Source organism: Nocardioides sp. NBC_00850 (assembly GCF_045207335.1).
Taxonomy (GTDB): Bacteria; Actinomycetota; Actinomycetes; order Propionibacteriales; family Nocardioidaceae; genus Nocardioides.
The window spans coordinates 2,585,943-2,597,588 of the sequence record NZ_CP108845.1 but is presented as its reverse complement, the minus strand read 5'-3'; the positions used below and the strand labels follow the sequence as shown (position 1 = coordinate 2,597,588).

General features: G+C 68.8%; 10 protein-coding genes. 3 read left to right on the top strand and 7 right to left on the bottom strand.

Annotated elements, in window-relative coordinates:
- Positions 1 to 23: 23 nt before the first annotated feature.
- From katG to OH802_RS12700, 5 genes are all read right to left on the bottom strand, one after another.
- A complete protein-coding gene (gene katG / locus OH802_RS12720; RefSeq protein ID WP_406028412.1) occupies positions 24 to 2,174 on the bottom strand; it encodes a catalase/peroxidase HPI in 2,151 nt (716 codons plus the stop codon).
- Positions 2,175 to 2,270: 96 nt separating this feature from the next.
- Positions 2,271 to 2,696, bottom strand: coding sequence for a Fur family transcriptional regulator (locus OH802_RS12715; protein ID WP_160028146.1), 426 nt, complete (start codon positions 2,694 to 2,696; stop codon positions 2,271 to 2,273).
- A 63-nt stretch (positions 2,697 to 2,759) separates the two neighbouring features.
- Positions 2,760 to 3,950: an MFS transporter gene (locus tag OH802_RS12710; RefSeq protein ID WP_406028409.1), complete on the bottom strand. Its 1,191-nt coding sequence runs from the start codon at positions 3,948 to 3,950 to the stop codon at positions 2,760 to 2,762.
- Between the two features lie 194 nt (positions 3,951 to 4,144).
- The gene (locus tag OH802_RS12705; RefSeq protein ID WP_406028407.1) at positions 4,145 to 5,599 is read right to left on the bottom strand and encodes a protein kinase domain-containing protein; all 1,455 of its coding nucleotides are present in this window, start codon (positions 5,597 to 5,599) and stop codon (positions 4,145 to 4,147) included.
- Between the two features lie 8 nt (positions 5,600 to 5,607).
- Positions 5,608 to 6,705: a hypothetical protein gene (locus OH802_RS12700; RefSeq protein WP_406028405.1), complete on the bottom strand. Its 1,098-nt coding sequence runs from the start codon at positions 6,703 to 6,705 to the stop codon at positions 5,608 to 5,610.
- Positions 6,706 to 6,781: 76 nt separating this feature from the next.
- Between OH802_RS12700 and OH802_RS12695 the strand changes: the two genes are divergently transcribed.
- Entirely contained in the window at positions 6,782 to 7,669 is an 888-nt protein-coding gene (locus OH802_RS12695) for an oxygenase MpaB family protein (protein WP_406028403.1), read from the top strand.
- Positions 7,670 to 7,755: 86 nt separating this feature from the next.
- Positions 7,756 to 9,390 carry an alkaline phosphatase D family protein gene (locus OH802_RS12690; protein ID WP_406028401.1) on the top strand — a complete coding sequence of 545 codons (1,635 nt, stop codon included), beginning with the start codon at positions 7,756 to 7,758 and terminating at the stop codon, positions 9,388 to 9,390.
- A 37-nt stretch (positions 9,391 to 9,427) separates the two neighbouring features.
- On the opposite strand, the gene OH802_RS12685 is transcribed toward OH802_RS12690, so the two are convergent.
- Positions 9,428 to 10,318 (bottom strand): hypothetical protein, encoded by an 891-nt coding sequence (locus tag OH802_RS12685; protein WP_406028399.1) that lies wholly within the window; start codon positions 10,316 to 10,318, stop codon positions 9,428 to 9,430.
- A 122-nt stretch (positions 10,319 to 10,440) separates the two neighbouring features.
- Between OH802_RS12685 and OH802_RS12680 the strand changes: the two genes are divergently transcribed.
- Positions 10,441 to 11,016: a DUF6199 family natural product biosynthesis protein gene (locus tag OH802_RS12680; protein ID WP_406028397.1), complete on the top strand. Its 576-nt coding sequence runs from the start codon at positions 10,441 to 10,443 to the stop codon at positions 11,014 to 11,016.
- 132 nt (positions 11,017 to 11,148) lie between these two features.
- Here the strand turns inward: OH802_RS12680 and OH802_RS12675 are convergent, their stop codons facing one another.
- A complete protein-coding gene (locus tag OH802_RS12675; protein WP_406028395.1) occupies positions 11,149 to 11,499 on the bottom strand; it encodes a hypothetical protein in 351 nt (116 codons plus the stop codon).
- Positions 11,500 to 11,646 lie beyond the last annotated feature (147 nt).

The following is an 11,646-nucleotide window of genomic DNA, read 5'->3' as shown; positions in this document are numbered from 1 at the left end:
ACGCCGCGGCGTACCGCTCTAGATCACTTCTTGAGGTCGAAGCGGTCGTTCTCCATGACCTTGACCCACGCCTTGACGAAGTCGTTGACGAACTTCTCCTTGGCGTCGTCGGCACCGTAGACCTCCGCCAGGGCGCGGAGCTCGGAGTTGGCACCGAAGACCAGGTCGACGCGGGAACCGGTCCAGCCGTTGGAGCTGGTGTAGGTCGCCTCGTCGGCGGACGGGGTCCACTGCTGGTCGTAGTCGAGCAGGTTGACGAAGAAGTCGTTCGTCAGCACGCCCGGAGTCTTGGTGAAGACACCGAGGTCGGAACCGTCCCAGTTGTTGCCGAGCACGCGCAGGCCGCCGACCAGAACCGTGGCCTCGGGGGCCGAGAGGCCGAGGAGGCTCGCCCGGTCGACGAACAGGAACTCGGTGGGGAGGTTGAGGAACCCGGAGTCGTAGTTGCGGAAGCCGTCGGCGACCGGCTCGAGCCAGGCGAAGTTCTCGGCATCGGTCTGCTCCTGGGTCGCGTCGACGCGGCCGGCGGAGAACGGGACCGTGACGTCCTGGCCCGCGGCCTTGGCGGCCAGCTCGATGCCCACGCCACCGGCGAGGACGAGCACGTCGGCGAAGGAGACACCGGTCGCGGCCGCGATCTCCTCGTACTTCGCGATGACCGGCTTGAGCTCCTCGGGCTGGTTGACCTTCCACGAGACCTGCGGCTCGAGACGGATGCGACCGCCGTTGGCGCCACCGCGGTGGTCGGACGTACGGTGCGTGGCCGCCGCCTTCCACGCGGTGGAGACCAGCTGCTGCACGCTCAGACCGGACGCGGCGATCGCGGCCTTGGCGGCGGAGATCGCGGCCTCGTCGGTCGCACCACCCTCAGCGGGGAGCGGGTCCTGCCAGAGCAGGTCCTCGGCCGGGACCTCGGAGCCGACGTAGCGGCTCTTCGGACCCATGTCGCGGTGGGTCAGCTTGAACCAGGCACGGGCGTACGCGTCAGAGAAGGCCTCCTGGTCGTCCCTGAACCGGCGGGAGATCTCGTCGAACTCCGGGTCCACGCGCAGCGCCAGGTCGGAGGTGAGCATGCGCGGCTCGCGCTTGCCCTCACCGTGCGCCTCCGGGACCATGTCGGAGCCCGCGCCGTTCTTCGGACGCCACTGCTTGGCACCAGCCGGCGACTCGAACAGCTCCCACTCGTAGGCGTAGAGGATGTGGAAGAACTCGTTGTCCCAGCGGGTCGGGTGGTAGGTCCAGGTGACCTCGAGGCCCGAGGTGAGTGCGTCCGCGCCGACACCGGTGCCGTGGCCGTTCTTCCAGCCGATGCCCTGGTTCTCCAGCGGCGCGGCCTCCGGGTCGGGGCCGACCAGATCGTCGGGGTGGGCACCGTGGGTCTTGCCGAAGGTGTGGCCACCGGCGATGAGGGCGACGGTCTCCTCGGAGTTCATCCCCATGCGGCGGAAGGTCTCCTTGATGTCCACCGCGGACTTCATCGGGTCGGGCTCGCCGTTGGGGCCCTCCGGGTTGACGTAGATCAGACCCATCTGGACAGCGGCCAGCGGCGCCTGCAGGTCGCGGTCGCCGGTGTAGCGCTCGTCGTCGAGCCAGACCTTCTCCGGACCCCAGTAGATGTCGTCGTCGGACTCCCAGACGTCCGCGCGACCGCCCGAGAAGCCGAAGGTCTTGAACCCGCCCTCCTCCATCGCCACGTTGCCCGCCAGGACCATCAGATCGGCCCAGGAGAGGTTCTTGCCGTACTTCTTCTTGACCGGCCACAGCAGACGGCGGGCCTTGTCGAGGGAGACGTTGTCCGGCCAGGAGTTGAGCGGCGCGAAACGCTGCTGGCCACGGCCGGCGCCACCGCGACCGTCGTGGCTGCGGTAGGTGCCGGCGGCGTGCCACGCCATCCGGACGAAGAGCCCGGCGTAGCTACCGAAGTCAGCCGGCCACCAGTCCTTGGAGTCGGTCATGACCGCGGCGATGTCCGCCTTGACGGCAGGCAGGTCCAGGGACTCGAAAGCCTTCGCATAGTCGAAGTCCTCGCCCATCGGGTCGCTCACAAGGGCGTCCTTGGCGAGAATCTTCAGGTTGAGCTTGTTCGGCCACCACTCCTGGTTGGCACTGCCGGCGGTGGGGTGAACGCGGCCTGCGTTCATCACCGGGCACTTGCTCACGGCCTCTTCAGACATGAGATTCCTATCCGTTTCTGATCGGACTGGCTGCTGCCAGACGCTGTGATTCACATGTGTTGCGCCGGCCGATGACAAGCTCCGCCGGCGCGGGCTCTACCCCTGGGACAGGCTGCAGTCCGCGCAGGTGCCCCAGTAGATGACCTCGGCCTCATCGACCGTGAAGCCGTTGTCATCAGATGCCGTCAGGCAGGGCGCATGGCCGACAGCGCAGTCGACGTCGGCGATCGCCCCGCAGGAGCGGCAGACCACGTGGTGGTGGTTGTCCCCGACCCGGGTCTCATAACGAGCCACCGAGCCGGACGGCTGGATGCGGCGCACGATCCCGGCCGCCGAGAGGGCGGCGAGGGAGTCGTAGACGGCTTGATGGGAGACGTCCGGAAGCCGCTCGCGCACCGCTCCGAGAATCGTCTCGGTGTCGGCGTGCGCGTTCTCGGTGACGGCCCCCAGAACGGCCACTCGCGGGCGAGTGACGCGCAGGGAGGCACCTCTCAGCAGCTGTTCGTAGTCCGCGTTCCCCACAACCCAGACACTACGCCAATTCCTGAATGAGTCAAGAAACGATGGGGAAATTTCTGGAGTGAATCAACCCAGTTTCACGGTCTCCGGAGACTCCGGTGCCGGACGGGTCGCGAAGCGGCCGGCCATCAGCGGGATCAGCACGGAGATCGCCAGCGGGATGAGGAACATCGAGCGCTCGCCGAAGACCTCGGCGACCGCGGCGATCAGGGAGGCGGCGGCTAGGTAGCCGGCGTAGTTGGCGAGGTTGACCCGGGCGATCGCGTCCTCGGCGTTGTCCGGGGAGATGTGCGCTGCGGCGACGAACGACTGCGGCGGGACCATCGCCAGGCTGCCGCCGAGGACGGCGAATCCGATGGCCGCGACGCTCCAGTGCGGGGCGACGACGATCAGCACCAGCGCGCCGACGCCGACGATGCCGCCGGTCCGGATCACCCGCTCGGCGCCGAAGCGGGCGACGAGGCGGTCACCGGGGAGACGCACGGCCAGGAGGACCAACTGGTAGGCGGCGTAGATCGCCGGCGCGACCGCCGCCGCGGCGCCGAGTCCGTCGACGACGTAGATCCCGCCCCAGGCGGAGGCCGCTGAGTCGATGAACCACATCGCGAACGTCGGCACCGCGACCAGGAGGAGGGGCAGCCACGGCAGCGGGGGCTTCGGGTGCTGCGTACTGCTGGTCCGCTTCTCGGCCGCGTCGACCGCCTCCGGCGGCAGCAGGAGCCGGAACGTGGCGAGGTTGGCGGCCAGGCCGATGACGGCGATCGGGATCATGTCCAGACCCAGAGGTACGCCGAGGGCGATCGTCACGGTCGCGTAGACGGCGCCGAGGACGGCGGCCGCGCTCCACATCGCGTGGAACCCGTTCATCAGCGGGCGTCCGTACGCGTCCTGGGTGGCCGTGCCCTGCATGTTCATCGAGGCGTCGACGCCACCGAGGAAGAAGCCGTAGACGCCGTTGAGGACCAGCAGGGTCACCATCGTCGGCGCGAAGGCGGGCGCGACCGCGGCCAGCGAGGCCCCGCCGAGCATCAGCGAGAGGGTCGCGGCGCTGCCGATCCTGGTGGCGAGGTGACCCGCGACGACACTGCCGACCGCCCCGACCGCGGTGGTGATGCCGAGCACCACGAACACGTCACCGGCGCCGAGATCGAGCTTCGTCGCGATCGACTCGAGCCTGGTGATCAGCGAGGCGAAGGTCAGTCCCTGCACCGCGAAGGCGACGAAGACCGCCATCCGGGCCAGCTGGAGTCGGGTCATGGACGCGAAGTCTGCACCCTCACGCCCCGCAGGTCGAGCGTTTCAGGACCGCCCTCGCTGGTTGAGCCGCCGTCGTGAGGAACGAGCGACGGCGTGTCGAAACCAACACAGTCCCCTCGGCGCTCGATAGGACCGTGTTGGTCTCGACACGCCTCCGCCTAGCGGCTCCGGCGGCTCGACCAGCGGGGCGTAGGTCAGTTGCCCTTCAGCAGCCCGTCGAGGATCTTCTCGCCGTCCTTGCCGTCACCCTTGCTCAGGCTGTCGAACTCCTCGCGGAGCTGCTCCATCTCGCGCTTGGCGCTCTCGCCCTTCTCGACGAGGTCGCGGATCTGCTGGATCTGGTCCTCCCACTCCTGGGACTGACCCTCGTCGATGACGTTCCAGCCCTCCAGGTTCTCGCGCCAGCGGTCGAGCCGGTCGAGGCGGTTGAGGGTCTTGTTGTCCGACTTGTCGACGGGCTCATCGGCGGAGTTGTCGGCATTGTCGTTGGTGTCGTTGGTGTCGTTGTTGTCGGCGTTGTTGTCCGTGTTGTCGGAGTTGTCGGAGCGCTGGGACGGCTGGGCCTCGGCTGGCGCGGGCTCGTAGGCCGCCAGCCAGGAGGCGGCGAAGACGCACGCGATCACGATCGCCACCGCCCCGAGGAGACGGCCCGTCGGGAACTTCCGCAACGACCTCGGGCGCGGCCCGCGGACCGGAGGCGGGGTGCCGGGGCTGGGCAGGACGCCGGTGCGGGGGTTGGCGAGCGCCATCGGCTCGTCGAGCGGGCGCGGCGCCATCGCCTGGGTCGGCCGCGGCGTCTGCCCGGCGGAGAGCCGGTCGGTGGCATCGGGGTCGGCACCGCTGAGCACGTAGCCGAGCTCGTGGCCGACCTGGTCCATCGAGGGTCGGGCGGCCGGGTTCTTGTCGAGCATCCGGGTGACCAGCCGTGCCAGCGGCGGGGGCACCGCCCGGAAGTCGGTGATGCGCGGCACCGGCTCGCTGAGGTGCATGTGCAGGATCTTGACCGGGTGCGGCGCGGAGTAGGGCACCTTGCCGGTGAGCATCTCGAAGAGCACACAGCCGAGCGAGTAGACGTCGGCGGGCGGCCCGACCGGGTCGCCGGAGGCCTGCTCGGGCGAGAGGTAGGACGGGCTCCCGATCACGTGGCCCGTCTGGGTCAGCCCGGCGTCGACCCCCGTCATGGCGTACGCGATGCCGAAGTCGAGCACGGTCAGCCGGCCGTCACCGTCGAACATGAGGTTGGCCGGCTTGATGTCGCGGTGCACCACACCGGCCCGGTGGGCGGCGCCGAGCGCGCCGGCGACCTGGCGGGTGTATTCGACCGCCATGTCGACCGGCATCGCGCCACGCTGCTGCAACGGCTCGGCCAGCGTCGGTCCGGGCAGCAGCTCCATCACCAGGAAGACGTCGTTGTCGTCGCTGCCCGCGTCGAAGATCTTGACCACGTCGTCGTGGACGACCCGGGCGGTCGAGAGCGACTCACGGCGGAACCGCTCGGCCATCGTGGGGTCGTCCACATCACGCAGCAGCTTCACCGCGACATCGCGGTCGAGGACGGTGTCACGCGCCCGCCAGACCTCGCCCATGCCGCCGGCTCCGAGAAGGGTGAGGAGCCGGTAGCGGCCGGCGATCGGGGGAAGCTCGTCCATGACGGAAATTATGCCGGGGTCACCCAGGAGCCGAAGAGCGGGATGCCCTCCCAGGCTCCTCCGCGTGCGACCGCCACCACCGCGTGCGGCCGGTCGAACCTCAGGTCGATCTGCCGCACCTTCGTCTCGCGCGGCGCCGCGGCGGCGGCGCGGACCATCATCCCGGTCACCGCGGCCGCCTTGAAGCCCTCGCGGTCGTAGGACGCGACCGCCTTCTGCACACAGACGGCCTCCGTCTCCTCCGCGATCGCGGCCATCACTCCGCGGGCGATCTCGGCGACCCCCGGCGCGGCCGACAGGTCGTGACGGTCCTCCGCGCTCCACTCCGGCAGGTGGCTGCACCAGCGGTCGGACGGAGCGCTGCCGAAGGCGGTGACCTCGCGGACCGTCCAGGCGTGCCCGTCCTCCTGGCCGGCATCGAAGGTGCGGTCGTGGACCTCACCGGCGTCGATCCTCCGGACGACCTCGTCGGCGGCCCGCCACACGTCGTCGGCGGCCACGCCCTCCTCGGCGATCACGGAGTAGACCGAGATGCCGTCCTCGCTCGGTGGGCAGGCGACCGCGACCGGGCCGGCGGCCTCGGTCTCCACCACGGCCTGGAAGCCGTCCTCGAGCAGCAGCAACCCGTCCTCGCCCTCCTCCAGCTGCTCGCTCCAGCGTGGCGTGACCACCAGCGCGGAGGCGAGCACGAGCAGCGTCTGGGCGTCGATCTCGAGCGGGAACTCCTTGATCAGCCCGCGGGTGTGCTCATCGGCCCACGCATCGAGCCCGGCCTGGTCCGGGAGCGGGTCGAGCATGATCGGCAGGCCCTTCGTGAGCTCGACACCCTGGCGCAGCCAGCCGGCGACCGCCGCCCCGATCGTGGGGTGCGGCGCCTCCAGCAGCGTCAGCGCTGCGGCCCGCGCGTCGGCCTTGTTCAGGCCCAGGATCTCGTCGGTCTCGGTCTCCGCCGCGGGCGTCAGCGAGGCGAGGAGCAGCCACAGACCGGCGTACGAGATCACCGGGGACTCGGCGGACCCGAGAGCGGAACGGGTGGTGGCGGCGTACGTTCGGACCGCCTCGGCGGCAGCGAGGGACAGGGGCGTCTGCGTTCCCGACTTCTCCATGCAGAAGACATTACGGTGAGAGCCACCACATGTGAGCCAAGTCACGATACGGTTATGTATCGAGCGAGGAGGCATCATGGCCAAGAAGTCGCGCACAGCAGGGCTGGACCCGGAGACCGAGTTCCAGGAGATCTCGAGGCGTCTGGGGCTCTACGAGTTCCCCTGGGACACGACTCAGGCGCTCAGCTTCGCACTGTTCCGGACCTACGCGGTGCCCTCGATCGGCCGGCTGCTGGCCGACACGCACCAGTTCACCGAGAACACCCAGAAGCGCTACGACGACACCGCGCTGCTGCTGGAGGACGCGGCGATCGAGGACCTGGACAGCCCTCGCGGCCGGGCCGCGGTGCGGCGGATCAACCAGATGCACAAGATGTACGACATCTCCAACGACGACATGGTCTACGTCCTCTCCACGTTCGTGGTGATCCCCCGGCGCTGGAACCAGGAGTTCGGCTGGCGGCAGTCGACCCCCGACGAGCAGCTCGCCGCCCTGCGCTACTACCAGGCGCTCGGGAAGCGGATGGGGATCAAGGACATCCCGGCGACCTATGAGGAGTTCGAGCAGCTCCTCGACTCCTATGAGGCCGAGCACTTCGGGTACGACGAGGGCGGCCGCGCCGTCGCCGACTCGACCCTCGAGCTGCTGACGACCTTCTATCCGCGGCCGCTGGCGCCGATCATCCGCATCTTCTCGCTGTCGCTGATGGAGCCGCACCTGCTCGAGGCGTTCGGCTACCCCGAGCCCGGGCGGCTCGCCCGGACGCTGTCGCGTGGGGCGCTGAAGGCGCGGGCGCGCTTCGTCGCGCTGCTGCCGGCGCGGCGGAAGCCCGCGTACGTCCGGGACATGCCCCGCATCAAGAGCTACCCGCACGGGTTCAACACCGAGGACCTCGGCACCTTCGCGCCGGGCTGTCCGGTGCACCGGCCGGTCTCTGAACCTGTCGCCGGCACCAAGCCGTAGCCCACCCCTCCCCCGCACTTCACGCGGCCTTCACCGGGCACCGCTTCGCTGTTGTCGATAACCCCCATATCGACAGGAGCACGTCCATGCCTGCCCCCAGCAACTCTCCTGATCTCCGCCCTGATCTCCGTGGCGCCCTCCGGGGCCTCGACCGCCGCCGCTTCCTGACCGTCTCGGCCGCCGCGACCGCGCTGGCCTTCACGACCGGCCTGCCGCGTACGGGCGCCTTCGCCGCTCCGGCCGGCTCCCCTGCCGACATCACCTCGGACCCGTTCACCCTCGCCGTCGCCTCCGGCGACCCGCTGCCCGACTCGGTGCTGCTGTGGACCCGGCTCGCGCCGCTCCCGCTCGAGCCCACCGGCGGGATGCCGCCGTCGCGCTTCGATGTCGGCTGGGAGGTGGCGCGCGACGCCGCCTTCAGACGCGTCGTACGCCGCGGCACCGCTGCCGCGCACACGGAGTTCAACCACTCCGTGCATGCCGAGGTCCGCGGCCTGGACGCGGCGACCGAGTACTTCTACCGCTTCCGGGTCGGCCGGTGGATCAGCCCGGTCGGCCGGACCCGGACCGCCCCGGCCGTGGGGTCCGCGGTGTCGTCGCTGACCTTCGCCCTCGCCTCCTGCCAGCGCTACGACCAGGGCTACTACACGGCGTACAAGCATCTCGCCGGCGAGGACGTGGACGCGGTCTTCCACCTGGGCGACTATCTCTACGAGTACGCCGTGAATGCCTCCGCCGGGTCCCGCGGCTACACCGAGCCGCTGCCGGCACACCTCAACCACGAGACCGTGACACTGGACGACTACCGGGCGCGCTACGGGCTCTACAAGTCCGACCCGGACCAGATCGCCGCCCACCTGGCGCACCCGTTCATCGTCACCTGGGACGACCACGAGACCGAGAACAACTACGCCGCCGACACCCCGGAGAACTCGGTGCCGCCGGAGGAGTTCCTGGTGCGCCGCGCCGCCGCCTACCGCGCCTACTGGGAGAACCAGCCGCTGCGGCTCCCGCAGCAGCCGTCCGGTTCCGACCTGAGGCTCTACCGGCGTCTGCACTGGGGCAGGCTGGCGCAGTTCGACATCCTCGACACCCGGCAGTACCGGACCAACCAGGCCAACGGCGACGGCTGGAAGGTGCCGTCGGCGGAGTCCGAGGCCGAGTCGATGACGCTCCCCGGGAACGAGCAGGAGCAGTGGCTGATCGACGGCTGGCGCCGCTCCTCGGCTCTCTGGAACATCGTCCCGCAGCAGGTCACCTTCTCCCGCCGCGACAACCCGTCCGGCGACGGCACCCGGTCGATGGACTCCTGGGACGGCTACCCCGCCTCCCGGCGCCGGATCCTCGACGGCTGGAAGGCGTCCGAGCAGTCGAACCTGATGGTGCTGACCGGCGACGTACACGTCCACTACGGGCTGAACATCCACGACGACTTCGACGACCCGTCCTCGCGGATCATGGGCACCGAGATCGTCACCAGCTCCATCACCTCCGGCGGCAACGGCGCAGAGCATCCCGCCAACTGGGCTGCCTACCTGGAGCGCAACCCCCACATGAAGTTCTACAACGGCCTCCGTGGCTACACGACCGTCTCCCTGAATGCTGCCGGCGCGGAGATCACGTACAAGAACGTTGCCCAGGTCAGCGCTCCCGGGGCGCCACTGACCGTCGGCGGTCGCTTCTTCACCCAGGCTGGCAACCCCGGTCTCGTGCCGGCCTAGGCAGGCGTCGGGTACGACGGGACGTTCTTGTCGGTCACTACCAGGTAGACCGACCGAGACGTCCCGTCGTATCCGACAACGGCGAGATCTCGAGGTCCCCGGTCAGGTAGGCCAGGGTCGTGTCGTTGGACAGCACCACCCGGCGACCTTCGTCCGTACGCCGCTGCAGCGACCTCAACGTCGTGAGCACCTGCTCCGGGCGGTCGAGGAGCGGGTAGCCGACCCGGACGACGCCCTTGCGCCACCGCTTCGGAATCACCTGGATCCGATGACGCCGCGTCACCGTCCATGACGGCGCATCGCCCCGCGCCGTGATTTCGAGGAAGCGGTTCCTCACCGTGATCCCGTTCGGGCTCATGACCTGCTCGAACAGGTCGACGCGGAGGTCCGCCCACGCCGCCGAGACCGTCTCGTGGCCGAGCTCCACCATCAGCGTCTCGGGCGTGATCAGCACCGCTCGTCGCAGTCCCAGCGTCGTCGCATGCTCGGCCACGACGACGGCGAAGAAGACCGCGAGGAGCGCGAACGGCAGCCCGATGAACGGATTGCCGGCCCGAAAGCCGAGCCCCGCCGCCAGGCACAGCATCGCCACGAAGCACACCAACATCAGCTCTCCGCAGATGCCCGGCGCTCGCCTCAGCCGGATCACGATCCCGTCACCGGCGACCACACCCAGCCGCCTGATCCTGCGTGTGGCGCTCCCGGCCCGACGTACGCCCTTGGTGATCAGTCCATGCGCACCCGTCAGGAACAGCAGGATCCCGAAGCCGGTCCCCAGCAGATAGGGCCCGTACGCACCACCGTCGGCCACCACCGACCCGACACCGATGGCCAGCCCGATCAGGGCGTTGAACACCCCCGTCACCGTCCAAGCAACCCGGCGCACCGTCGCCATCCACGGCGACCCCAGATCCTCATCCCCGACCACGCCGTAGACTTTAAGGGCCGTACGCTGCTGCGACCCGATCACGGCAGGCGTCGTCCTGGCGAACGAATTTTCGTTCGTCGCGTGTACGTAGCGCCTCCGGCTCGGGGTATACGTATCTCGTGATGCTGCTCGCGATCATCCTTGTTCTCGGGGCCGCCTGGTCCTTCTTCATCGCCGCACGGCCGGAGGTCGGCTTCTTCCTCGAAGAAGGCTGGAAGTTCCGCGACGCGGAGCCCTCCGACCTCTACCTCGGCGTGACCCGCTTCGGCGCAGCCGTCACCGGCATCGCCCTCCTCGTCTTCGCCGCCATCTTCGCGTTCAGCGAGCCCAGCGGCACCGTGTCCCCACCAACGGAACGTACCGATCCCTCGGCTACCCGATCTGGTCCAGCCATCACAGTGACAGCGAGGCCACCGGATCCCGAGCACGAGGCGAAAAAGCGGGCAAAGGAGCAGTGCCAAGATCTCCTACCCCTCATCGAGGATGAGTCGGAGTGGGACCAGCGAGGGAGGCTTACCAACCGGGATCACATCTCATCCCTTGTCGCTTACCAACTAGCAACGATGTCGATCGCTTCGCGGCCCGACGGTGACCTCGTCACGATACGAAGCGACATACCCACAGTTGACAAGTGGGTCCGGCCTCTCGTCACGATGACATCGTCCAGCGCCACGTGTATCGCTGACAAAGGTGACTAGCGTCGACCGACCGTGACACGACTTCGATAACCGGCTTAGGTATCACTGCCGTTCCGCGCCGGCTCGTTCGTGTCGCTGTCGATCACTCCTAAGAGCGTGTACAGGTTCTCCCGAGAAGTGCTCGGCGTCGCGCTACGCCCAGAGCCCGATGTACTCGATGAACATCCTGAATCCGCCGTTGAACTGGGCCGCGTTCGTGATCGCGTTGATGAGCCGTACGACCCAGAAGACCACCAGCGTGTAGCCGATCCCGAGTGCGATCCCTGCGGCCGCGGCGCTCGTTCCGGTTGCCTTCGCCCGGCTCACGCCGAGATGACCGAGGACGACCGCGACGGCGATCGGGACGATCGAGGCGATGAGTAGGAGGCCCAGGATGAGCCAGACGACCGGGCGGTCCTCCATGTTGTAGAAGGAGTTGTAGTAGCTCTGACTGACCTTCGGGATGCCGACGATCACCCGCACCAGGGCGACGATCACCAGCATTCCCGCCCCGAGACCCAGCCCGGCAAGCCCGAGCCCTACGCCGCTTCGCGGACCGCCAGCAGGTGCCGGAGCGCTCGTCGCGGACCAAACCGGTCCTGTCCCTGCCGCCTCGTTCGGTTGTGACATCGCGCCCTTTTTCGTCAAGTT

Bases quoted from the DNA above. Each gene is read 5' to 3' on its own strand.
- katG (WP_406028412.1), bottom strand. From the start codon at position 2,174: ATGTCTGAAGAGGCCGTGAGCAAGTGCCCGGTGATGAACGCAGGCCGC.
- OH802_RS12710 (WP_406028409.1), bottom strand. From the start codon at position 3,950: ATGACCCGACTCCAGCTGGCCCGGATGGCGGTCTTCGTCGCCTTCGCG.
- OH802_RS12705 (WP_406028407.1), bottom strand. From the start codon at position 5,599: ATGGACGAGCTTCCCCCGATCGCCGGCCGCTACCGGCTCCTCACCCTT.
- OH802_RS12700 (WP_406028405.1), bottom strand. From the start codon at position 6,705: ATGGAGAAGTCGGGAACGCAGACGCCCCTGTCCCTCGCTGCCGCCGAG.
- OH802_RS12695 (WP_406028403.1), top strand. From the start codon at position 6,782: ATGGCCAAGAAGTCGCGCACAGCAGGGCTGGACCCGGAGACCGAGTTC.
- OH802_RS12690 (WP_406028401.1), top strand. From the start codon at position 7,756: ATGCCTGCCCCCAGCAACTCTCCTGATCTCCGCCCTGATCTCCGTGGC.
- OH802_RS12680 (WP_406028397.1), top strand. From the start codon at position 10,441: ATGCTGCTCGCGATCATCCTTGTTCTCGGGGCCGCCTGGTCCTTCTTC.
- OH802_RS12675 (WP_406028395.1), bottom strand. From the start codon at position 11,499: ATGCTGGTGATCGTCGCCCTGGTGCGGGTGATCGTCGGCATCCCGAAG.